Annotated in this window: 18 protein-coding genes; 7 read left to right on the top strand and 11 right to left on the bottom strand. The window is 69.5% G+C overall.

Annotated features, from left to right (window positions below; genetic code table 11):
- Positions 1–29 precede the first annotated feature (29 nt).
- The gene (locus EIZ44_RS29025) at positions 30–3,650 is read left to right on the top strand and encodes an ATP-binding protein (RefSeq protein ID WP_205673345.1); all 3,621 of its coding nucleotides are present in this window, start codon (positions 30–32) and stop codon (positions 3,648–3,650) included.
- A 69-nt stretch (positions 3,651–3,719) separates the two neighbouring features.
- A complete protein-coding gene (locus tag EIZ44_RS29020; protein WP_134732465.1) occupies positions 3,720–4,799 on the top strand; it encodes an alpha/beta hydrolase family protein in 1,080 nt (359 codons plus the stop codon).
- Here the strand turns inward: EIZ44_RS29020 and EIZ44_RS29015 are convergent.
- Genes EIZ44_RS29015 through EIZ44_RS29000 form a run of 4 tightly spaced genes read right to left on the bottom strand, consistent with a single transcriptional unit; the run spans position 4,785 to position 8,372 of the window.
- Positions 4,785–5,609 carry a carbohydrate ABC transporter permease gene (locus EIZ44_RS29015; protein WP_043828178.1) on the bottom strand — a complete coding sequence of 275 codons (825 nt, stop codon included), beginning with the start codon at positions 5,607–5,609 and terminating at the stop codon, positions 4,785–4,787. The two genes, EIZ44_RS29020 and EIZ44_RS29015, sit on opposite strands and share 15 nt — an antisense overlap.
- Complete coding sequence (locus EIZ44_RS29010) at positions 5,609–6,493, bottom strand: carbohydrate ABC transporter permease (protein ID WP_205673344.1); 885 nt, start codon at positions 6,491–6,493, stop codon at positions 5,609–5,611. Before EIZ44_RS29010 ends, EIZ44_RS29015 begins: the two co-directional genes overlap by 1 nt.
- Positions 6,494–6,498: 5 nt before the next feature.
- The gene (locus EIZ44_RS29005) at positions 6,499–7,764 is read right to left on the bottom strand and encodes an extracellular solute-binding protein (RefSeq protein ID WP_134732461.1); all 1,266 of its coding nucleotides are present in this window, start codon (positions 7,762–7,764) and stop codon (positions 6,499–6,501) included.
- 14 nt (positions 7,765–7,778) lie between these two features.
- Positions 7,779–8,372, bottom strand: coding sequence for a helix-turn-helix transcriptional regulator (locus tag EIZ44_RS29000; RefSeq protein ID WP_037816773.1), 594 nt, complete (start codon positions 8,370–8,372; stop codon positions 7,779–7,781).
- 402 nt (positions 8,373–8,774) lie between these two features.
- On the opposite strand from EIZ44_RS29000, the gene EIZ44_RS28995 reads away from it, so the two are divergent.
- Positions 8,775–9,746 carry a glycoside hydrolase family 3 N-terminal domain-containing protein gene (locus EIZ44_RS28995; RefSeq protein WP_205673343.1) on the top strand — a complete coding sequence of 324 codons (972 nt, stop codon included), beginning with the start codon at positions 8,775–8,777 and terminating at the stop codon, positions 9,744–9,746.
- Between the two features lie 30 nt (positions 9,747–9,776).
- Entirely contained in the window at positions 9,777–10,286 is a 510-nt protein-coding gene (locus tag EIZ44_RS28990) for an HAD domain-containing protein (RefSeq protein WP_134732459.1), read from the top strand.
- A gap of 1 nt (position 10,287) precedes the next feature.
- Here EIZ44_RS28990 and EIZ44_RS45220 read toward each other — a convergent pair whose 3' ends face one another.
- Positions 10,288–11,700 carry a tetratricopeptide repeat protein gene (locus EIZ44_RS45220; protein ID WP_205673342.1) on the bottom strand — a complete coding sequence of 471 codons (1,413 nt, stop codon included), beginning with the start codon at positions 11,698–11,700 and terminating at the stop codon, positions 10,288–10,290.
- Between the two features lie 99 nt (positions 11,701–11,799).
- Here EIZ44_RS45220 and EIZ44_RS28980 point away from each other — a divergent pair, with 99 nt between their 5' ends.
- Both EIZ44_RS28980 and EIZ44_RS28975 read left to right on the top strand, forming a co-directional pair.
- A complete protein-coding gene (locus EIZ44_RS28980; RefSeq protein ID WP_134732457.1) occupies positions 11,800–12,714 on the top strand; it encodes a CE1 family esterase in 915 nt (304 codons plus the stop codon).
- 42 nt (positions 12,715–12,756) lie between these two features.
- Positions 12,757–13,155, top strand: a complete 399-nt coding sequence (locus tag EIZ44_RS28975; protein ID WP_134732455.1) for a hypothetical protein — start codon at positions 12,757–12,759, stop codon at positions 13,153–13,155.
- A gap of 6 nt (positions 13,156–13,161) precedes the next feature.
- On the opposite strand, the gene EIZ44_RS28970 is transcribed toward EIZ44_RS28975, so the two are convergent.
- Entirely contained in the window at positions 13,162–14,322 is a 1,161-nt protein-coding gene (locus tag EIZ44_RS28970) for an FAD-dependent oxidoreductase (RefSeq protein WP_134732453.1), read from the bottom strand.
- A 209-nt stretch (positions 14,323–14,531) separates the two neighbouring features.
- Here EIZ44_RS28970 and EIZ44_RS28965 point away from each other — a divergent pair, with 209 nt between their 5' ends.
- A complete protein-coding gene (locus EIZ44_RS28965; RefSeq protein ID WP_134667455.1) occupies positions 14,532–15,896 on the top strand; it encodes a purine-cytosine permease family protein in 1,365 nt (454 codons plus the stop codon).
- Here EIZ44_RS28965 and EIZ44_RS28960 read toward each other — a convergent pair.
- Genes EIZ44_RS28960 through EIZ44_RS28940 form a run of 5 tightly spaced genes read right to left on the bottom strand, consistent with a single transcriptional unit; the run spans position 15,865 to position 22,147 of the window.
- Complete coding sequence (locus EIZ44_RS28960; protein ID WP_134732451.1) at positions 15,865–16,737, bottom strand: hypothetical protein; 873 nt, start codon at positions 16,735–16,737, stop codon at positions 15,865–15,867. The two genes, EIZ44_RS28965 and EIZ44_RS28960, sit on opposite strands and share 32 nt — an antisense overlap.
- The gene (locus tag EIZ44_RS28955) at positions 16,737–19,223 is read right to left on the bottom strand and encodes an Hsp70 family protein (protein WP_134732449.1); all 2,487 of its coding nucleotides are present in this window, start codon (positions 19,221–19,223) and stop codon (positions 16,737–16,739) included. The genes EIZ44_RS28960 and EIZ44_RS28955 overlap by 1 nt, the downstream gene beginning before the upstream one ends.
- Complete coding sequence (locus tag EIZ44_RS28950; protein WP_134732447.1) at positions 19,216–19,716, bottom strand: hypothetical protein; 501 nt, start codon at positions 19,714–19,716, stop codon at positions 19,216–19,218. The genes EIZ44_RS28955 and EIZ44_RS28950 overlap by 8 nt, the downstream gene beginning before the upstream one ends.
- The gene (locus EIZ44_RS28945) at positions 19,716–21,059 is read right to left on the bottom strand and encodes a hypothetical protein (RefSeq protein WP_134732445.1); all 1,344 of its coding nucleotides are present in this window, start codon (positions 21,057–21,059) and stop codon (positions 19,716–19,718) included. Before EIZ44_RS28945 ends, EIZ44_RS28950 begins: the two co-directional genes overlap by 1 nt.
- Positions 21,060–21,109: 50 nt before the next feature.
- Entirely contained in the window at positions 21,110–22,147 is a 1,038-nt protein-coding gene (locus EIZ44_RS28940; protein ID WP_167754312.1) for a LacI family DNA-binding transcriptional regulator, read from the bottom strand.
- Positions 22,148–22,180 lie beyond the last annotated feature (33 nt).

The raw sequence follows: 22,180 nt of genomic DNA, 5'->3' as shown, positions 1-22,180 counted from the left end.
AACTCGGTCAACACGGCGAATGGAACGGCATGCCAGGGGATTTGCGGGTGACGGCGCTCGGCCCGTTGCGCGCCTGGCGCGGGACGACCGAAATCTCGCTCGGACCCGCGCGGCAGCGGGCGGTCTTCGCGATGCTGGCGGTCGCCGCCGGACGGCCGGTGCCGCGTGCGGAGCTGATCGCGGGCGTGTGGGGCGAGTCGCCGCCGGCCAGTGTCGAAGGCAGCGTGCACACCTACATTTCCGGGCTGCGCCGCGCGCTGGAACCCGAACGCACCCGATGGTCCGCCTCGACGGTGCTCGGGTCCGGTCCGGCTGGGTACACGCTCGACCTCGCGCCGGAAGCGCTGGACGCGGCGAAGTTCGAGCAGCACCGGGAGAACGGCAAACGCGAGGCTGAGGCCGGGGCGCACAACCGCGCGGTGGCTGAATTCAGTGCCGCTCTCAAGCTCTGGCACGGCGAAGCACTGTCCGGCGTGCCCGGCAACTTCGCCGAGCGGCATCGCGCGTACCTGGCCGAGCTGCGGCTGGACACCCTGGACCGAGCTGCCCGCAGCAGGCTGGAAATGGGCGGCCACCAGGAGATCATCGCCGAGCTGACCGCGCTCACCGCCGAGTATCCGCTGCGCGAATCCCTGCGGGCCTCGCTGATGCTCGCGCTCTACCGCAGCGGCCGGCATTCCGACGCGCTCGATGTCTTCCGCGACGCGCGCCGCACGATCCGCGCCGAGCTGGGCGTGGAGCCCGGCCAGGGGCTGCGCGAACTGCACCAGCGCGTGCTCTCCGAGGATCCGGCGCTGGACCTGCCGCGGCCCGAGGTGCCGGAGCCGGTCGTGCGGGTGCCGCAGGACCCGTTGCTCGGCCGGGAAGCCGAGGTCGGCAAGCTGCGCAAGCTTCTCGACGGCGTCCGCGCGGGCCGCGGGCGGGCGGTGTGGATCGAGGGCGAGGCCGGGATCGGGAAGTCGGAGCTGCTGGCGCACGCGTTCGGCGACGCCGGTGGTCTGCAGGTCGCCTGGGTCGCCGCGGACGAGCTGAGCATGCGGTTCCCGTTGCAGGTCATGCATGAATGCCTGGCGATCGACGCGCATTCGCCGGATCCGCGCCGGGCACGCGTCGCGCTGAGCAGCGAGGAACCCGTGCGGCGCGTCGGCGACCCGGTGCTGGATTCAGTGGACCGGCTGCTCGCGCTCGTCGACGAACTGTGTGCCGAATCGCCGCTGTTGCTCGTGGTCGACGATTTGCAGTGGGCGGACGAATCGAGCGTGCTGGTGTGGCACCGGTTGTCCGCGGCCGCCCGGCAGCTGCCGTTGCTGCTGGTCGCCGCGACGCGACCGGCACCGGAGCGGCCGGAAATGACTCAGCTGCGCCGCGGCGTCGAGACCCGGGACGGCATCGTGCTCGACCTCGGTCCGCTCGGCGAGGACGACGTTCTGTGCCTGCTGCAGCGGCAGATCGGCGCGGATCCCGGGCCGCGGCTGCGGGACCTGACCGCGCGCGCCGGCGGCAATCCGTTGTACCTCAAGGAAATGCTGGACGCGCTGGTGCACTCGGGCGCGGTCGAGCACCTCGACGGGCTCGCCGACGTCCCGGATCCGCTGCGGTTCGAGCCGCCGGAATCGATCGTCGCGGCGGTCAACCGGCGGCTGGAGCTGCTGCCCGAGCAGACCCGGCACGTGCTCGGCTGGGGCGCGATTCTCGGCATGGAGTTCGCGGTCGGCGACATCGCGGCGGTGCTCGGACAGCGTCCCTCGGACCTGCTCGGCCCGCTCGAAGCGGCCTTGGCGGACAACATCCTGCTCGACACCGGAACCCAGCTCGCGTTCCGGCTTCCGTTGCTGCGCCAGACGTTGTACCACCATTTGTCGCCGGAAACGCGGGCCGTACAGCACCGGCAGGCGGCCGAAGCCCTGGCCAAGATCGGCGCGCCGGTGAAGCGGGTCGCCGAGCAGCTCGTGGCCGTTCCGTCCACTGTGGACCCTTGGGTCCTGGACTGGCTCGTGGAACACCAGAGCGCGGTGTCGAACCGGGCCCCGCTGATCGCGGTCGAGCTGCTGGAGCGCGCGCTCGCCGTGGTCGAGGACGACGATCCGCGCCGCGAACCGTTGCTGGTCGCGCTGGTGCGGGTCTTGTTCCGGCTCGAACGCAGTCCGGAAGACCTTGCGTTGCAAGCGCTTGCGGTGTCGCGCGATCCGGACAACGCGGCGGAGATGCGCCACGTCGTGTCCGCGATGCGGTTCCGCCGCGGCGACGTGCAGCTCGCGGTGGAGACGCTCGGGAATCCGGCGGAGGATCCGGGAGTGCCGGAGCTGTGGCGGGTCCGCGGCCGCCATTTGCTCGCGAACTTCCGGCGCGGCGGGCTCGACGATCTCGATGTCGCAGAGAAGACCGCACATCGCGCGCGGGCCGAGGCGGACGGCGACCGCTACCTCACCGCGCACGCGCTGCAGACGTTGTGGCTGGTCGATTCCGTGCGGCGGCACCACGCCAGCGCGCTGAAGCATGTGGACGAGGCGATCGCGGCCGTCGGCGACGAGCACGAATTGGCTGACCTGCACCTGGATCTGCTCGACAATCGGGTCTTCACACTGCAGAACCTCGACCGGCTGGACGACGCGAACCGCACGCTGCAAGAGGCCGCCGAGGTGACGCGGCGGCACAGCATGCCGAGCGGGTTGCAGGTTTCCGTTGCGGTGCACCGGTATTGGGAAGGCCGGTGGGACGAAGCGCTGGTCGAACTGGACACGGTGACCGAAGACGGTCCGGCGATCACCTTCTTCGGCCTGCGCGAACCGGGTGCGGCGGCGCTGCTGCTGCACGGGGTCGCAGCGCTCATTGCGGCGCGGCGAGGCGAGCACGCGCAGGCGGCGGCGCTGCTGGACGCGGCGGAGGAACACGCTCCCGCGACCAGTGCCGAGCGGGAGAGTTTCGACTTTTTGCTTGCCGCGCACGCGCTGGTCGCCTATCAGGAGGGTGATCTGCAGAAGGCGATCACCGTGTTCGAGCCGATCCTGAATCCGACTTACGCGCAGATGATGTTGCGGCATCAGTGGTTGCCGCAGTTCGCGCAGATCGCGCTGGCGGCGGGCGACCGGGCCGCGGCGGAGCGGGCGCTGGCGGTGTGTGTCGAAGAGGCAGAGAAGGAACTCGAACCGGCGCGGGCGTTCGCGGCCGCGGAGTGGTGCCGGGGGTTGCTGGGCGAGGATCCGGAGCCGGTGCTGCGGACGGTGGAGCATTTCCGCGCGGTGGGGCGGAAACCGGAGCTGGCCAGCGCGTTGGAGGACTCGGCGGTGCTGCTGGCTCGGGTGGGTCGGCTGGACGCCGCGCAGGCCGCGTTCGATGAGGCGGCTTCGCTGTACACGGAGCTTTCCGCGGCGTGGAATCTGGAGCACGCGGAGACGCGGTTGCAGGCGGTCGGCGTGCAGCGTGGAACTTCGCTGGCGTCGGCGCGGCCGGAGCACGGGTGGGAGTCGCTGTCGACGCTGGAGGTCCGGATCGCCCGGCTCGTCGCGGCTGGGCGGTCGAATCCAGAGATCGCGACGGAGCTTCGACTGCCTCGGCGGACGGTTCAGGCGCACGTCGTGCGGTTGCTCGGGAAGCTGGACGCGCCGTCACGCAGCGAGCTGGCGACCGCTGTGGCGCGCCGGACGGGGTGACGAAAGTCGGGGGTCGCTGGCGACGGTCGGCAGGCGCGCGCAACCCGGCCAGGACGGCAGAGTTCCGGCATGCGCTTCCGAACAGTCCTCGCCGCCGCCCTCCTCTTCACCGCCTTAGGGGCCGCGCCCGCCGCGGCGGAGACCACTTTCGAGCTGCCTACTCCAACCGGCCCGCACGCGATTGGCGAGCGTGATGTCCGCCTCGTCGACTCGGCGCGGGACCGGGAGCTGATGATCAGCGTCTGGTACCCCACTCGGCCCGGCGCTGGGCCGAAGGCGCCGTACCTGCCCGCAGCAGCCGCGTCGTACTTTGACCAGGGGGCGGCGCCAGCGTTGGGGCTGCCGAGCGGCAAGGTCGACTGGGCGGCCGTCCGGACGCACGCTCGGGCGAACGCGCCGGTGCAGGGGCGGTGGCCGGTGATCGTGTACTCGCCGGGTTGGGCGTCGCTGCGGGCGCTGGGCAGTGCGACTGCCGAGGATCTCGCCAGTCGTGGGTACATCGTGGTGACCATTGATCACACCGGCGAGGCGCCGTTCGTCGTGTTCCCGGACGGGCGCGTGGTGTTCTCCCAGCAGAGCAAGGACCTGGTGGCAGGGATGCGGACGCGGGTCGCGGATGTCCGGTTCGCTCTTGACCAGCTGCCCGGCATTCCCGGGCTCGGCAAGGCGATGGACCTGAGCCGGGTCGGGGTGATCGGGCATTCGTTCGGCGGGGATACCGCCGCCGAAGTGTCCACGGTGGACTCCCGGGTGGACGCTGCGGCCGATCTGGACGGGTGGCTCGCTTACGACGTCGACGGCAAGCAGCTCACTCGTGCTGGCGCGGACGGGGTGACGCGGCCGGTGCTGCTGATGGGGTCGTCGGGCAGCACCAGCGACGGTCAGGCGCGCAGCCATCGAACGTCACCGGCGTGGAAGTCGTTGTGGGAGCACACTTCGGCACCCAAGCAGGACATCACGCTGGCGACCGCGATGCATTACAGCTACACCGATGTCCAGTGGTTCCTGCCGAAGCTGGCGCAGCAAGTGCCGGTCGATCCGAAGGTTCAGGAGACCCGGATCGGGACGATTGATCCTCGGGTGAGCATCACCGTGCAGCGGTCCGCGATCGCCGGGTTCTTCGGGCAGTACGTCTCACGACGTCCGTAGGCCGGTCGAGATGCTGCGCACCAGGTTTCGGCCGAGGAGCAGGAACAGGATGATCACCGGCAGGACACCCAGGGTCGCGCCGGTCAGCATCAGGGCGTAGTCGGTGAAGTAGCCGCTCGCCAGCTGGGACAGGACGACCTGCACGGTCGGCGTTTGCGCGGGGTCAAGGACTACCAGCGGCCAGAAGTAGTCGTTCCACGCACCGAGGAAGGTCACCATCGCTAGAACGGTCGCTTGTGGACGGATCGCCGGGACTGCCACGTGCCAGAACGTGCGCAGGATCGACGCTCCGTCCACAGTGGCCGCGTCCACCAAGTCCTGGTCAATCGAACCCTCGCACGCCTGGCGCATCCAGAACACCCCGAACGCGCTCACCAGCGCGGGCACGATCACCGCCTCGAGCCGGCCGTACCAGCCGAAATCGCTCACCACCAGGTAAAGCGGCACGACGCCCAGCTGTGCGGGCACCATCGCCGAGCCGACCACGATGAAGAACAGCGTGTTGCGGCCGCGGAACCGGAGCCGGGCGAAGGAAAAGCCCGCGAAGCTGGACAGGACCACATTGGACACCATCACCGTCGTCGCGACGATCAGCGAATTGCCGATCGCGAGCCAGAAGTCCACCGTGGTGAAGACGCGCTGGATGTTGTCGAAGAGATGGCCGCCGGGCAGCAGGAGCGGAGAGGTCTCGCCGATTGCCGCGTTGTCCCGAGTGGACACCACGAACGACCAGTACAGCGGGAACAGCGACGACGCGACCAGCCCCACCAGCACCGCGTACACCCAGCCCCCGGCCCGGCCCCGGCGGATCACGGCGCACCCACGAACCGGCGCACCAGCCGGTAGTTGAAGATCGCGAACACCAGGCAGATCACGAACATAACCCAGGACAACGCCGCCGCGTATCCGGCGTCGAATTTGCCGAAGCCCTTTTCGTACAGATACATCGTGAGCGTCTGGAACTGCCGGTCATTGCCGCCCGCACCGCCGTTGCCGGTCGCGTCGAACAACTGCGGCTCGGCGAACAACTGGAGCCCGTTGACCGTCCCGGCGACCGCGGTGAACGCGATCGTCGGGCGGATGCCGGGCACGGTGATTGACCAGAACGACCGCCAGCGCGAGGCACCGTCGAGCGCGGCGGCCTCGTACAGATCCTGCGGGACCGCTTGCATCGCGGCCAGATAGATGAGCGCGTTGTACCCGGTCCAGCGCCACATCACCATGCTCGCGACCGCGAGATGCGACGACCATTGATGCGACTGCCACGACACCGGCGGCACCCCGAACCAGCCGAGCACCTCGTTGACCACGCCGTAACCCGAGCTGTACAGCTGCGCGAACACCAGCCCGACCGCGACCACGGATACCAGGTTCGGCAGCAAAAGCCCGGCCCGCCACCAGGTCGCCGCGCGCAGCGGCCGGTTCAGCAGCGCGGCGATGCCGAGCGCGAGGAAGAACTGCGGAATCGCGGCGAGCAGGAAGATGCTGACGGTGTTGAAAAACGCGTTGTAGAACCGCGGATCGCTGAACAGCTCCGCGTAGTTCGCGAGGCCGAGGCCGCCTTCCGGGCCGGACAGCAAATCCCAGCGATGCAGCGAAACCCATGACGTGTACAGCAGCGGGAACGCGCCGAACAGTCCGAAAAGGACAAAGAACGGCAGGATGAAGACGTAGGGGGTGAGCTTCCGGTCCACGACAGCTACTTGATCGCGTCGCGGCCCATCCGGACCGCGTCGGCCCACGCCTGCTCGACGTTTTCCGTCCCGTCCTCGATCCGGCCGAGCGCGCGGCCGAATTCGGGACGCACGTCCGCGTCGTGCAGGCCGCGGTAGTTCGGCCGCAGCCGGTCCGCCGACGCCGCGTAGATCTGGCCGACCGGCGCGTTGGAGAAATAGGGATCGGTGTGCGCGACGACCTGCGGATCCTGGTACACGCTGGGCTCGCTCGGCAGGATTCCGTCGGAAAGGAAAAGTCGTTTCTGCTGCGCGGGCGCGGTCAGCCACTGCGCGAGATCGTAGGCTTCCTTCGGGTGCGCGCTTTGCTTCGGCACGGCGAGGAAGGAACCGCCCTGGTTGCCGCTGTTGCCCGGCACCGTGGTGACGTCCCATTTGCCGCTGCCCGCGTCGCCGCCCGCTTCCTTGATCTGCGCGAGCATCCACGCCGGGCACGCGATCGTGGCGAAGGTGCCCTGTTTGATCGCGACGTTCCAGGCCTGGGTATAGGTGGTCGCACCGGCCGTTTCGTGGGCTTGCGCAAGACCGCCGGACAGCTGGAAGGCATTGCGCACGCTGAGATTGCGGTCGGCGATGTAGGAATCGTCCTTGGCGGAGAAGTAGTTCTCCGGCGACTGGTTGAGCATCGCGGTGTAAACGGTGCCCGCCGAATCGGCGAACTTCACCTTCGGCAGCTTTTCGGTGAACCGGGCGGCGGCGTTCGCGTACCCCTGCCAGTCCGGCATCAGCTCGGCGACAGCCTTGCGGTCGGTGGGCAATCCGGCCTGCTGGAACAGATCCCGGCGGTAGCACATCGCGAGGCTGCCCATGTCGGTGCCGAGCCCGAAGACGTAATCGCCCGCGGTGCCCTGCGCCCACTTCCACGGCGCCCATTGCTGTTTGAGCTTGTCCGCGCCGTAATCGGCGAGGTTGACGAATTTGTCCTTGGCCCGGATGTACTTCGGGATGTACTGCTCCTCGACCGCGACGACGTCGGCCGCGCCGCGACCGGCCGCCAGCTGCGTGGCGAGGCTCTTGAAATGCGTGTCGAAATCGGTGACCCGGCTGCGGATCTCGATGTTCGGATGGTCCTTCTGATACTGCTCGAACAACGGCGCGTAGCCGAACTCGCCGAACGTGGCCACGCTCAGCGTGATCTTCCCCGAGGACGCGGCGGAACCGCACGCGGCCGCCAGTAACAGGAATGCGGCGGCGAGCGCGGCAACGGCCGGGCGCCGGGTCAGCTTTCGCACGTGGTGAGCATCCTTCAAATCACTCCGGCGCGCAGCGCGTAGGCGACGGCGTGCGGACGGTTCCGCAGCTTGAGCCGGTTCGTCATTCCGTAGATCACGTTCTTCACGGTCCGCTCCGAGTAGCAGAGCTTGTTCGCGATTTCCGCGGTGTCCCAGCCCTCGGCCATCAGCCGCAGCACGTCGACCTCGCGCGGCGACAGGTTGGTGCGGTCGCCGCCCCGGCGCAGGGTCTCCGCCTGCTGCAGCAGGTCCCGCATCGAGGTCTCGCGCCCGGAGGCGGCGGCCACGATGCTGCGCACCAGCTGGTCGCCGCCGATCGCGTCGCGCGGCAGCACCGCGGCGACGTGCCAGGCGGCCAGCTCGGCGAGATCGTCGGCGTCCACGTATCCGGCGACGAACACGATGGCCGCGGGGGTCTCCGAGGCCGCGGCCCGCAGCGCCGCCTTCACCTCGCGGGTGACGCGGTTCGCGGCGAACACGAGCACCGCGGCTTCACCGCGCTGCTGGCCCGGCATCACCCGCACCTCGCGACGCGTGCGCAGATGGTCGATGAGGCCCGCGAGGGTGATCGGGTCCGAAGCCCATGCCGCAACCTTGACCTGATTCATCGCTGCCTCCCCGGTGCAGAGCCTGTGCTTGTCGTGTGCCGGTCAGTGTGCCCACCGCGGCTTCACGAAATCTCTAGTCGGGACGCGCTCATTCTTCACAGCGTGAAGTTGGGCCCGCCGGTGGGGTTCCGTTACCGTCACGGAGACCTGTCCAGACCAGCAGAGGAAATGATGAAGGCGCACGCACGACCCCGCTGGAGCACCGCAGGAGCCGTCAGCGCGTTGACGCTCATATGTGCGCTTTCCGCGTGCTCCGGGGATCGTTCCGCTTCCGGAACAGCAACGCCCACCGCGCTCACCCCGCCGAGTGCGGGGAGCTCGCCGCAAGCCGCTCCACCTGCGTCAACCTCGCCGGCGCAGACTGTGCCGGGCCGGGGGTCGTGTGCGTCCGCGGTGTCGGCGATGGATCCGCGGGCGCGCGTGGCGCAACTGGTGGTGCCGGGCGTCAACGCGGGCGATCCGGCGGGCGTCGCGAACCTCGTGCGGACGCAGCAGGTCGGCGGGATCTTCGTGGGAGACAAAAAGACCACGCTGTTGCAAAATGGCGCGCTCGACGGGGTCCAGCGGGCGGCGAAGATCCCGGTTTCGGTCGCCGTCGACGAGGAGGGCGGCCGCGTGCAGCGCATCGACGACCTCGACGGCTCGCTCCCGAGCGCCCGGCAGCTGGCGGCCTCGAAGACGCCGGACGAGGTGCGCGCGATCGGCGAGCAGCGGGGCAAGCAACTGCGGGCACGCGGGGTGACCGTCGACTACGCACCGGACGCGGACGTGAGCGACGAGCCCGACGACGCGGTGATCGGCGACCGTTCCTACAGCCCGGATCCGGAAAAGGTGCGGCAGTACGCGCTGGCGTTCGCCGAGGGCCTGCGCGCGGCCGGGGTGCAGCCGGTGCTGAAGCATTTCCCCGGCCACGGCCACGGTTCGGGCGACTCGCACCGGGGCACCGTCGTCACGCCGCCGCTGGATCAGCTGCGCCGGGTCGATCTGGTGCCTTACCGCGACATCTCGGAATATGGCCAGGTCGCGGTGATGGTCGGGCATCTCGAGGTGCCTGGGCTGACCGGGGACGAGCCCGCGTCGCTGGCGCCTGAGGCGTATCGGTTGCTGCGCAACGAGTTCCACTTCACCGGGCCGGTGATCACCGACGATCTCGGCGGGATGAAGGCGATCACGGACCGGTTCGCGCTGCCGGACGCGGTGCTGAAGGCGCTGCAGGCGGGGGCGGATCAGGCGTTGTTCTCCTCCGGGCACAACGACGTGGGGGCGGTCGTGGACCGGCTCCAGCGGGCGGTGGAGAGCGGGGAACTGTCCGGGGCGCAGGTGCAGGCGTCGGTGGAGCGGGTGTTGGCGGCGAAGGGGTTTTGCAGTCCTTGACCTGGCGAGGGGGCTGGGTAGCGTCGGAGCGTGAAGCCGATTCTGCTGCTCGACGTGGACGGGCCGCTGAACCCTTTCGCGGCTGAGACCCCGCCGCTCGGTTACGTCGAGCACGAGTGGCGCATTTCGCGCTGGCGGCGGAAAGCCGGGCGGCGGGCCTGGCTCAATCCGGCGCACGGTGCCGCGCTGCTGGCTCTCGCCGAGCGGACTGGCGCCGATCTGGCGTGGGTGAGTTCGTGGGAAGACGAGGCCAACACCACCGTCGGACCGGCGCTCGGGCTGCCCGCGCTTCCCGTGGTCGGTGTGCGCGCCTACGAGCAGCACCCGGACTGGAAATACGGCGCGGTCGGCCGCTTCGCAGCGGGGCGGCCCTTGGCGTGGCTCGACGACGACTTCGAGCTGTTCCCGAGCGCCCGGCAGCGGTTCCTCGAACGCCGAGGACGCCTCGCGACCGCCCTGATCCCGGTACATCCGGCCAAGGGCATAGGCCCGGACCACCTCACCGCGGCGGAAACCGCCCTGCAGCAAGGCGAACCCTGACTCACTCCTGGATCTGAGCCAGCTCCGCGGCAGCGCTCACCGTCAGGGGATGGTCCTCCCCCAGCACCCTTCGGCACCTCGGCAGCAGGTCGTGCAGCACCTCAAGCGCCGCGGCCCGGTCGTCGAGGCGGAGGTGGATCCGCACCAGGTTCCCGGTAGTCCGCAGGGTGCCCAGTGCGTCCGGGCCCAGGGCGCGGCGGGTTCGGGCCAGGACGTCCTCCGTCTGGTCGCGGGCGCGTTCGTATTCGTTCAGCCCCATGTACGCCACGCAGAGGTTGCTCGCGACGATCAACGTCAGCGGATCCTCCTCGCCCAGGACGCGGCTTGCCCGGGGCAGCAGGTCGGCCAGCAGGTCGCGTGCCTCCGCGTGTTCGGTGGTGCCGATCAGGCATCCGGCCAGGCGGTTGGCGGCGGCGAGGGTGTCCGGGTGGTCCGCGCCCAGCGCCGTGGTCCATTCGGCGTGGATGAGCCGGCCCAGGGCGGCGCCGGGATGAGCTTGGCCGGAGACGAAGAGGTAGCGCAGCACTCGGATGAGCAGTGCGCGGTGCTCCGGCGGTTCGTGGCTGTGGAAGTCCGGTTCAAAGGCGGACATTCGGATGGCGTTGGCGACGCGGCGGTATTCGGGCCACGATTCCTTCAGGTCGGGGTCCAGGTCCACGGAGGCCGGGGCTTCCGCGAGCGGAGCCAGCACAGGGTAGGACGAAAGCTGGTCCCAGAGCGAAACGGGTGCACCCGACGCGGCGAGCAGGTTCGACGGGCACCCGCGTTCGTGGAAGAGATCGCAGCCGGAGCTGAGCACCGTATGCGAGCGGCCGGAGTAGAGCGCCGGCACCGGGTACGCGTGGAACGGCTCGCCGTGGTTGTCGATGACCGTGGTGCCGTGGCGGCCCGCGCAGGTCCAGTCCACTTCCAGCCGCCAGGCGACCTCGTGGGTGGTGGTGATCGGTTCGATTTCGAACTGCTCGACATCGGTGGCGCTGACGGTGAAGGGGAAGTCCGGGCCCTCCGCGACCAGCCGCGGCGACGGGGCGTCGAAGTCGGTCGTGAAGGGACGCGGTTTCAGGTGCCCGCCGACCCGGACCACCAGGCAGGCCGGGCGCGGCGGGGTTCGCGAGACGACCGCGATCCGCGCGGATTGCAGGACGACGGCGCGGTTCGTTCTGGCTTCCACCGTGATGACGTGGACCGTCCCGCCGGGCACGGCGACCTGCGGCGGATCGGTGTCGAGCACCAGGTCCGCCAGTGTTCCGCCGGGTTTCAGGCGGACCGAGGCGATGAGCGGGTCGGCCAGGTCCGCCGGGCTGTCGCCCGACCGGCCGACGTTGATGTCGCCGTGCACCGCCCCGGCCATCACGACCTTGTCGAACTGGCCGCCGGTGATGCGGTTGACAGAGGACTCTTCCGCGTCCGTCACGGGAACGAGCCTAGCCGTTAACTCAATGAACGAAAGGTTCGTCCGGGGCCGATGCGGGGTGACTATGGTCGCGCTCGCCCGTCGATCGAGGAGGATCGGATGTCCGGACGTTTCCGTGCAGGCGTTGCCGTACTAGCGGCGGCGATCGGACTCGGGGCGCTCGCCGCCCCGGCATCGGCCGAAGCAGTGTCGCCGACGACCGGGTGCGGGCAGGCGGTCGCTCATCCCGGCGCCACGACCGTCGAGCATCTGACCTCCGGCGGGATCGATCGCGAGTACCGGATCTACGTGCCCGCGCGGTACGACTCGCACCGGCGGTACCCGGTCGTCCTCTCCTATCACGGGCACGGCCGCACGGCGGAGTACCAGGAACAGCTGTCCGGCTTCTCCGGCTCGGACGTGATCGCGGTGTACCCGCAGGGCGTCACCGGCACCGACGGCAAATCCGCCTGGACCGGCGCGCCCTACTCGGCCCCGGTCGACGACGTCCGCTTCACCGCCGACCTGCTCACCTCGCTGCAGCACCGGATGTGCGTGGACCCGGCCCGGATCTACGCGGCGGGCAAGTCGAACGGCGGCGGGTTCGTCGGCGTGCTGGCGTGCCGGATGGCCGACCGGATCGCCGCGTTCGCCCCCGTTTCCGGCGCGTTCTACCCCCAGGGCGGCGCCTGCCAGCCGAGCCGGAAGGTCGCGCTGCTCGACTTCCACGGCACCGCCGACACCACCATTCCCTATACCGGCAATCCGGCCAAGGGACTGCCGTCCATTCCGGACTGGTTGAACGGCTGGGCCGCCCGCGACCGGTGTTTCCCTTACCCCGTCTCGGTTTCTCCGGTGCGCAACGTGGTGAAGCAGTGGTGGCCCGGATGCTCGCTGGTGCATTACCGGATGGAAGGGGCCGGACACGTCTGGCCGAGCACTAGCCCGAACAACGACTCCGACACTCCTTCCGCGCTCGACGCCACCCCCGTCATCCTTAAGTTCTTCAAAGCGCACCGCCTCGCCGGAGCCTGAATTTCCGCGCCGGGCGATCCCCGGGTATGGCATCGTGACCGGGTGCACCTGCCATCCTCAGCTGACCAGATCCGGCGCTTCGAATGTCTCCGGATCACCGACATCGAGACCCGGGACTGGGTCAGCATCCCCGGGAAAGTGCTCGGCGTTTGGGACGGCGAGGACGCCGCCGCGACCGCCGAGTTCATCTCCGACCTGCCCGACGGGGAGTTGATGCGCTGCTTCCTGCCCCGCTACGGCGTTCGCGCGCACGGTGCCGAGGGGGTCTTGTTCGAACTCGCCTTCTGCTTCCGCTGCAACGGCGTGCTGACCCTGCTGCCCGGCAGGGCAGAGCACGAGCTTGACCCGTTCGACGCGGAGTCCGCGCCCGCGCGCCGCCTGCTCGAGAAGTTCAAGGCCATCGACCCGAACCCCGCCGTACCTCGCGGCAGCCAGGCGTAACCCCCCTCAGCTGACCCGTTCCGCCGGTTCCCGCTTCTTGGCGAGCATCCGGCGGAACCCTTCGGCGACCACCTTCGCGGTGTCCTTGCCGTTGTTGGCGGTGATCCGCTTGACCATCTCCGCGGACTCCGCGGCGATCGCCTCGCTGCGGGCGAACATCCGTTCCTCGTGCAGAGCCAGCGCGGTCTCGGCGTCGTCGGGATGCGCGGCCAGCAACTGGGCGAGGTCGGAACCGTCGAGCATGGCCAGGTTCGCGCCTTCGCCGTTCGGGCCGCGCAGGTGTGCGGCGTCGCCGATCAGCGTCACGCCCGGGGTCCGCTCCCAGCGGTGCACGCCCGGCAGCGTGTAGTGCCTGCGCAGGATCGGCGGGGTGTCGCCGCCGGAGATCAGCTCGCGGATTTCCGGGGCCCAGTCGGCGAACTCGGCCGCGATCCGGGCGAGCGCGTCCTGGGGCTCGAGGCCGTCGAGTGCGTCGAACCACTCCGCGGGCTTGTTGAGCATCGCGTAGGTGTGCAGGGCGTCGCGTTCGCGGTGCACCATGATGCGCCGGTCCGGTCCGGGTGAGCCCATCCCGCCGCCGCCCACGACTTCCGCGGCCGCCGGATGCCGGGTCTCGGCGTCGTAGAGGTAGGTCTCGACGAAGGCGAGGCCCATGTACTCCGGCACCGCGTCGGACAGCAGCGGGCGTACCCGCGACCACGCCCCGTCCGCGCCGACCAGTAGTTTCGCGACGACCGAACTCCCGTCGGCAAAGGAAACCTCGTGGCCGTCGGCGACCGTGCGGACGCCGCTGACCTTCCGGCCCCAGCGGACGGTGCCGTCGGGGAGCGAGTCGAGCAGCATCTGCCGCAGCTCGCCGCGCAGGAGTTCGGGACGGCCGCCGGTGCCGTCGTCGGGGTGGTCCAGCAGGACGGTGCCGTCGGGATCGAGGATCCGCATCTGCTGGCGGCCCTCGAGGATCAGGCCGCGGAACTCGTCCATCAGGCCGGCCGCCTCGACGGCGAGCTGGCCGTTGTAGTCGTGAATGTCGAGCAGTCCGCCCTGGGACCGCGACATCGGCGACGGTTCGGCCTCGTAGACCTCGGCCGGGATCCCGTGCAGGTACAGGACCCGGGCCAAGGTCAGTCCGCCGAGGCCGGCGCCGATGATGGTGACTGGAGTCTGCATTGTTCTCCCCTGGTGAGCTGGTGACCTCCGAAGAGTGGCGGCCGTCGCTGACACCGGCCGCACACTTCGCTGGCAGTCCGCTGCCAGACGCTGACAGCTGGTCAGGGTCTGGGATCCGAGACAGAATCGTCCGGCGGCTACTTGGCCGCAACGGCGCGCTGACGTTGAGTTCGTCCAGCGCATTCACCGAAGAACCGCAGGAGGGGCACGTGGCGGCCACACTGGAGCGACGCTCGATCGACCCGGTCCCGGAGTCCGAGCGGCACGGGCACCCGCGCAGCCTCTTCACCCTGTGGTTCGCCGCGAACACCCAGATCACGTCGGCGGTCACCGGCGCGCTGACCGTGCTGGTCGGCGTGCATCCGCTGTGGGCGATCGTCGCGGTCGTGGCGGGCAACGCGCTCGGCGGCATTCCGATGGCGCTGCACGCCGCGCAGGGGCCGAAGCTCGGCATTCCGCAGATGATCCAGTCGCGGGCACAGTTCGGGGTATACGGCGCGGCGCTCCCGCTGGTGCTGGTCGTGGTGATGTACCTGGGCTACTTCGCGAGCGGTTCACTGCTCGGCGGCCAGGCCGTCGCCCAGATCACGCACCTGCCGACGGACGCCGCGATCGCGGTCTACGCGCTCGCCTCGGCGCTGATCGCGATCGTCGGATACCGGCTGATCCACCGGTTCGGCTGGCTCGCGTCCGCGCTGTCCGTGATCGTCTTCCTCTACCTGACGATCCGGCTGATCAGCGGGCACGACCTCGGCGCCGTGCTCGCCGCGCCGCACCTGGACTTCCCGAAGTTCCTCCTCGCGGTCTCCCTGACCGCGTCGTGGCAGCTCACCTTCGGCCCGTACGTCGCCGACACCTCGCGCTACCTGCCCTCGGCGACGTCGGTGCGCGCGACGTTCTGGTGGACCTACGGCGGCACGGTGCTCGGCGCGGTGTGGGCGATGTCGTTCGGTGCGCTGGCCTACGCGATTGCCGGGAAGGCGTTCAAGGGCCATGAAGTCGCGTACGTCGTCGGCCTCGGCGGTGAAGCCCTGCTCATCCCCTTGCTGCTGGCCATCGCGCTCGGCAAGTTCACGGTGAACGTGCTGAACATCTACGGCGGCTACATGACCGTCGCGACCGCACTGACCGGTTTCGGCCGCCGCGCCGCGCTCTCCCAGGCGACACGGATCGGCTACATCGCAGGCGTCGGCGTGGTCGGCGCGGTGATCGCCATCCTCGGACGCGGGCAGTTCCTGTCTAACTTCGTATTGTTCCTCGATTTTCTGCTGTACTTCCTGACGCCGTGGAGCTCGATCAACCTGGTCGACTTCTATCTGCTGCGCAAGGAAAAGTACGACCTGGACGCGCTCTACGACCCGAACGGCCGCTACGGTCGCTGGGCCTGGCCCGCGCTGGCCGCGTACGTGCTCGGCATCGCGGTGCAGATCCCGTTCGCCAACGTCGAAGGCATTTTCGTCGGGCCTATCGCTCCGTTGCTTGGCGGTGCGGACATCTCGTGGTTGCTCGGCCTCATCGTGCCTGGCGCGTTGTACGTGGCGTTCATGCGCCGGTCGGTCGCACTTCGAGTGTGACCGTTCGGGCTGAGTCCGCGCCTTGATCCGCGCTGGAAACGGCGAACGCGGTCAACGGCAATCCGCTCTCCGCGGCCAGCACTCGGGCCGCGGAGGACGCGCGCGCCAAGGAGACCGTTGAACCGCCGCTTGCTGGGCCGCCGGGGACTGCGACGCCGTGGCCGATCACGGTGACGCGAATGGACTGTCCTTTGAGGACTGGAGCCCAATCGGTCAACACAGCTCGCCCGGCGGCGTTCGGAGTTGTCGCGTTAGGACTGAACAGGCTGCGGTCGAAGCTGACGGTGACCGCGTCCGAACCAGCCTTTGTGGACACACCTGGTGCCGCCAGCGTTTGTGCTAGCTGCTTCAACCTCTCCTCCCGTTCCTTCGCGGCGGTGGCGTCACGGGATTCCTGGCCGTGGAGACGATCCAGCTCTGCGCGGAGACCGTCGTCCGACTTGGCCGCGGTGACGACCGGAGGAGGCGGCTGTCGCGTAGTCAAAACCACCCCACCCGCGATGGTGCCGCCGATCAGCACCACCGCACCGGCGGTCAGCAGATACCGGCGAACCGGTCGCCGCTGCAAGCGTCCAGAGTGGACTTTCGCGATCACCCGACGTCCCGCCTCCGCAGCGGAATTGTCCGGTTGCAACGCCAGGACGGCTGCCCACGCCGCGTCTGCCGCGACGAGATCACCGGACTGTGCGTGTACGCGAGCCAGCAGGTCAAGCCGCGCGGGATCGCCCGCCGAATCCGGTTCCAGGAGTGCGACGGCGGCCTCGTAATCGCCGCGTCGGGCGAGGTCGGCGCCTTCGGCGAGGACGAGTTCCCGTTCCAGTGCCTGCGAAAGCCCGCTCATCACCGCTCCCCGCGCAGAATGCCGCCGCCTGGCTGACCTGGCCGGTCGTCGGGGAGCAGACGGCGCAACCGGCGGTTGACGTCCGGCAGCGCGGCCCAGTTCGACGTCGCGACCACGTGCTCGCCCTCCCGGATCAGCTCCCGCGCGCGGGCCGGGTCGGACATCGTGTCCCGCGCGGCCCGCAGGGCGTTGAACACCTCCAGGTCCAGCGAACCGTCCCGGCGCAGCAACAGCACTTGCAGGTCCAGCGCCCGCTCGGACAGCCGCTCGCCCGCCTCGACGTCGTGCGATTCGGCGATGGTCGCGTACCGGCGTTCGATCTCTGCCAGTTCGGTCCGGTCCTCGTCCGCGCCGACCCGGTCGACCAGCTCGCGGCAGTGGTCGATCTGGTCCCGCAGCCGTTCCAGCACCTCGGGTACGCGCAGCTCCGCCTCGATGTCGTCGAGATCCGCCTGCACGTCGCGCATCCGCCGTTCCGCGGCGACCGCGGCCCCCTCGTCGGTGCCGCCGGAGCGCACCTCGTCCCGGACCGCCGCGACGCTGCCCTGTTCGTCCAGCCGGTTCAGCAGCCCGCGCGCCCGGTCCGACCGCGTCCCCTCGACCTGCGTCCGCACTTGCTCGTGCCGCGCTTCCAGCTCGTTCAACAGCCGCCGCAGCGTCTGCGGATCCGGCACATGCTGCTGTTTGAGATCGATGACCGCCTCGAACTCGTTGTCCAGTAACGGAACCTCGGCCACCACGGACACCTGCCGCGAATCGTCCATCTCGAAAGTCATCACGACCTCGCTGCCGCGCGGCAGGTCGAACCGCACGTCTTTAGCGCGGATTTCGATGACCCCCACCTGCTGGTTCCGCTCGCCGCGGCGACGTTCGCCCTCCGCGACCGGAATCCGGATCACCGAGGACGTGTTGCCGCGCAACAGCGTCGCCGTGGTGAAGAACGTCTGCCGTTTCGCCGCCGGCAGCGGCGCGTTCTTCATCAGCATCGGGGTAAAGGAACCATCAGCCTCAGTCAGGCCGACCGTGTTGACCACGGTCTGGCCCATCATTTCGTTGAGCTGGTGGGTGATCGTGAGCGAGTCCGGCTGCACCGGAACGCGCGCGCCGGTCGGATCGAGCAGCTCGATCTCGAACCGGTTCGTGCTCAGCTCGTCGAGCACCGCGTCGACGGTGAAAGTGCCGTCGGCGGAAAGCGAAACCTCGGACGTCCGGTAGACCGGCCTGCGCTGCGGTGCGCTCAGCGCGATCCGGAACCGCGACCAGTCCGCCGAACCGTCCGTCGAGCAGCGGCCGGACACAGGCACGCTCGGCAGGCTGGTAGTGGCCGGATAGGACAGTTCCAGCGAGTACTCGCCGCGTTTCGCCGGGCGCACCGTCCTCGGGCGCGCCACAGTTCCGGCGTATGCGGCGGCACCACGCGCCACCACCGTGCTCGGATCCTGGCTGTGGTCGAGCGGAATGCCGAGCCCGACCGACGGATCGGCCAGCAGCTCGCGCAACCCGGGCGCGAGCGTCGGGCCGCCGACCAGCAGCAAGCGGTCGATGTCCGCCGGGCGAAGGTTTGCCGACTCCAGTGCGGTCCGGCACAACTGCACGGCACGGAGATAAAACGGCCGCGCGACCTGATCGACTTCCTCGCGGCGCAGGGTGTACTCGAACATCTCCTCCTGCCCGTCGCCCCGGTCGAGGTCGAGCAGCACCTGAGTCTGTTCCGCTTGGGAAAGCTGGATTTTCGCGGTCTCGGCGGTACTGCGCAGCCGGGCGAAGTTCCGCCGCCAGCGCGGGTTGTCCCGGCGGAAATCGGCGAGCCCGAGTTGTCGCACCACCTCCGGAGCCAGCACGTGGTCCAGTACCGCTTGGTCGATGTTGCGTCCGCCGAGGTGCGTGTCGCCCGCGTGGTGCAGCACGCTCAATTCTCCCTCGGCAGTGCTGACCACCGCGGAGTCGAACGTGCCGCCGCCGAAGTCGAACACCATCCAGTGCGCGCCTTTGCTTTCGTTCTGGAACCCGAAGGCGAACGCCGCCGCGGTCGGTTCCTGCAGCAGCGGGCAATTCCCGGTGAACCCGGCCAGTTTCGCCGCTTCCTGCGTCGCCTCGGTCTGGTTCAGCAGGAACGCGGCGGGCACGGTGATCACCGCCGCGTCCGGCATTTCCCGCGGAGCAACGGAACTGCGCAGCGACCGCAGCACTTCCGCGGACAGTTCCACCGGCGTCATGCTAACCCCGGCCTTCGGGAATTCCCGCCGTGCGTCCGGCAAACCCATCGACTGCTTGAATTCGACCTGCACGCTGTCCGGGTCGTCCTCGAGCCTGCGCCGCGCCCCCGCCCCGACCTCGATCACGCCGCGCCGGCGGCACCAGACCGCGGAGGGCGTGTAATCCATCTGCATGTTGTTCTTGATCACCGACACCGCACCGTCGTCGAGCACCGCGATCGCGCTGTTCGTGGTGCCGAGGTCGATCCCGAAATCGATCGTGTCACGCATCCGTTTCCCCGTTCCCCCGGGCGGCCGGGCGCCCGACGATGACCTGTCCCATTTGGATCCGGCGGCCGGTCAGGTAAATCGACGGCCGCACGGTCTCCACCACCCGCTCGACATCCAGGTCCGGTTCGTCCTGGAACAACAGCACCTCGAGCGCCATCCCGGAGCCGAACGGGATCCGGTCGTGGTCCTGCACCAGCACGCCCGCCGCGTCGAGCGCGTCCTGACTCGCGCTGAGGAACCGGCCCGCCTGCCGCGCCACCCGGTCCTCGGCACCGGCGAGCTTTCGCCGCGCCCGCCACAACGCCGTCGCCGCCTCGGCCAGGTCCGATTCGGACAGTGGCGGCGCGTCGTCCTTGGTGGTCAATACCGCGGTGAGCTGGTCGAGCAATTCCCGCAGCCGAGCGCGTTCTTCTGGCTGGAGGCCAGGTTCGGCGATCCGGAATTCCTTGTGCTGCTTGCGTTGCCGCGCTTCTTCGCCCCGCCGGTCTCGCATCACAATCTCCTCCGCAGCCGAACGAATGGGGCGACGTACAACAGCGCCGCCGCCACGGCGACAGCCAGCCAATACGGCAGCTCAACCGGACTGAGCGCCAGGTAAATCACGAAGTCCAGCCCCAGCAGAGCCGGGTACCGGCCCGGCTCGATCCACGGCCGGGCCGCGAGGAGGCAATTCGTCAACGCCCCGGCAACCGCGCCGAGAAAGATGACCGCCAGCAGCGCGCCTTCCGGAAGCTTCAAAGCCAGGAACACGGAAGCTGCCAACGCGTGCAGCAACGCCCCGAAAATCCGCGCCGCCGACGGTTCTCGCTCCGGCGGCGGAGCTGGCGCGTACACCGTGGCAGCGAACTCGTTGCGCGCCACGGCTTCCAACGTCTCCGGATCGAGGCTGTATCGCCGGGCGACCGCGAACACGTCCCGGATCAGGCTCGCGGACGCGCCGCGCACCTCCGCGAGTGCGACCCCGATATTGTTCGCCACCACCGCGATCGACTCCGAAAGCGAGGCGGTCCGCCGGAATTCCGCTCGCGGGACCACCTCTTCGAGCCGGTCGAACAGCGGCTCGACCTCGTTGACAGCCCGCTCCGCGGCGGCCTGCACCCGATTGCCGTCCAGGTCGCCGCGAAGGTCTTTGAGCAATGCCTCGACCCGCCGGTACGTCCCGCCGGCAATAGCCGCCCGCGCGTCCTCGACCGCGTGCCGATCAGCCTCGAACAACGCGAGATACCCGGTGAACCGCTGTGGCTCAGCCGACCTCGTGGCTACTTCGATCAACGGCGCGAGCAACGCGTCCGGCAACGCCGTCCGTAAGCCGTCCACAGTGGATTCGTCAAGCCGTCGATCGCCTAGCTTCTCGACGCGGTGGTTCAGGTGCCGCCAGAAGGATTCGCTCCGCAGCACCACCGTCCAGCAACGGGCGGCTTCGGTCCACAAGGGAGTCGGGTGGTCGTCGGTGCGGTCGTCCTCCGCGTCGAGGGCTGCCGCGTACGCAGCGACCGCGTTGTCGTGCGCGCGGTGGACCTGGAGCGGGCATTCGCAGTCGACTGGCACGCCCCAGATCCAGAAGACCTCGTCGACGAACCGGTGTTCGGTGTTGCCGAGCGCGTCGAAGGCCGCCCGCACCTCGTCGACAGTCGCGTCCGCGGGCACCCCGTCCGGCACCGCGCCGCCGACTTCGAGCACCCCTAGAACTCGAAGTCGCCGCTCCCGCACCTCGCGCCGGGTCGCGACCGCGGTGAGGCCGACGAGCCGGAACGGGTTGCGCCGGTACAGCTCGGGGGTCGACACCTCCCGCACCCGCGCCGCGGCGGTCCGGCCGCGCCCCTCGTTCGCTCCCATGCCCGGGAAGGTAGAACGACCCGGCTGGGAGGGGTCCCGGAAGAACCGGGCTAGCTGGACCCGCTGGACTCCCGGACGACCAGCGACACCGGCAGGATCTGCGCGCCCGGCACGACGTCCTCGCCGTCCAGCAGCCGCATCAGCGTCGAGACCATCGCGTGGACCTGCTCGCGCGGATCCTGATGCACCGAGGTCAACGGCGGGGTCATGGCCGGAGCCAGCGCGGCATTGTCGTCGAAGCTGACCACCGCGACGTCGCCGGGCACGTCGCGTCCGGCATCCGACAGCGTGCGCAACGCGCCCACCGCCATCATGTCGCTGCCGACGAACACTGCGTCGAGATCGGGCACCCGTTCCAGCAGCGTGGCCATCGCTTTCGCGCCGCCAGCCAGGGTGAAGTCGGCTTCTTCGGCCAGCCCGGACGGATCGATCCCGGCGTCCAAGAGCGTCTTGCGCCAGCCGGCGAGCCGGTCGATCGGCGCGCCTTGATCCTGCGGGCCCGCGATGGTCGCGATCCGGCGACGGCCGGACTCCACCAGGTGCGTCACCGCCTGCCGAGCGCCGCCCTCGTTGTCGAAATCCACCAGGTGCACGCCCCGGCGCAGATCGGCGGCCGGTCCGCCGAACACCGTGGGCAGCTTCAGCAACCGCAACGCCCGGGGCAGCGGATCGGCGCGGTGCGGAGCGAACACTAGGACGCCGTCGACGTGCCCGCCCTCGAGAAACCGCACGGTCCGCCCGAGATCCTCCCGGGTGTCGCTGAAAAGCAGCACCATCTGACAGCCCACGTCGGCCAGTTCCCGGTAGCCCGCGCGCATCACCGCGGTCCGGTACGGGTCGTCGAGCAGCCGCGCTTCCGGCTCCGAGAGCACCACCGCGATCGCGCCGGTCCGCCGGGTGACGAGCGAGCGCGCGGCCTGGTTCGGCGAATACCCGAGGTCGCGCGCCGCGGCCAGCACCTTTTCGCGCGAGCGCGCGCTGACGTACGCGTCGTCGTTCAGCGCCCGCGACGCGGTGGACCGCGAAACCCCGGCGAACGCCGCGACGTCCTCCAGCGTCGGCCGCTCGTCCTCGGACCGAGGCACCACTCCGCCCACCCCCTGACTGTCGATCGGGTCAGC

Source organism: Amycolatopsis nivea, from assembly GCF_004522235.1.
In the GTDB taxonomy this organism is placed as follows: Bacteria; Actinomycetota; Actinomycetes; order Mycobacteriales; family Pseudonocardiaceae; genus Amycolatopsis; species Amycolatopsis nivea.
This window is presented reverse-complemented; position numbering and strand designations above follow the sequence as displayed.

Excerpts from the sequence above, each read along its gene's own strand:
- EIZ44_RS29025 (WP_205673345.1), top strand. The coding sequence starts at position 30 with ATGCCAGGGGATTTGCGGGTGACGGCGCTCGGCCCGTTGCGCGCCTGG.
- EIZ44_RS29020 (WP_134732465.1), top strand. The coding sequence starts at position 3,720 with ATGCGCTTCCGAACAGTCCTCGCCGCCGCCCTCCTCTTCACCGCCTTA.
- EIZ44_RS29000 (WP_037816773.1), bottom strand. The coding sequence starts at position 8,372 with ATGAATCAGGTCAAGGTTGCGGCATGGGCTTCGGACCCGATCACCCTC.
- EIZ44_RS28995 (WP_205673343.1), top strand. The coding sequence starts at position 8,775 with ATGGATCCGCGGGCGCGCGTGGCGCAACTGGTGGTGCCGGGCGTCAAC.
- EIZ44_RS28980 (WP_134732457.1), top strand. The coding sequence starts at position 11,800 with ATGTCCGGACGTTTCCGTGCAGGCGTTGCCGTACTAGCGGCGGCGATC.
- EIZ44_RS28970 (WP_134732453.1), bottom strand. The coding sequence starts at position 14,322 with ATGCAGACTCCAGTCACCATCATCGGCGCCGGCCTCGGCGGACTGACC.
- EIZ44_RS28960 (WP_134732451.1), bottom strand. The coding sequence starts at position 16,737 with ATGAGCGGGCTTTCGCAGGCACTGGAACGGGAACTCGTCCTCGCCGAA.
- EIZ44_RS28955 (WP_134732449.1), bottom strand. The coding sequence starts at position 19,223 with ATGCGTGACACGATCGATTTCGGGATCGACCTCGGCACCACGAACAGC.
- EIZ44_RS28950 (WP_134732447.1), bottom strand. The coding sequence starts at position 19,716 with ATGCGAGACCGGCGGGGCGAAGAAGCGCGGCAACGCAAGCAGCACAAG.
- EIZ44_RS28945 (WP_134732445.1), bottom strand. The coding sequence starts at position 21,059 with ATGGGAGCGAACGAGGGGCGCGGCCGGACCGCCGCGGCGCGGGTGCGG.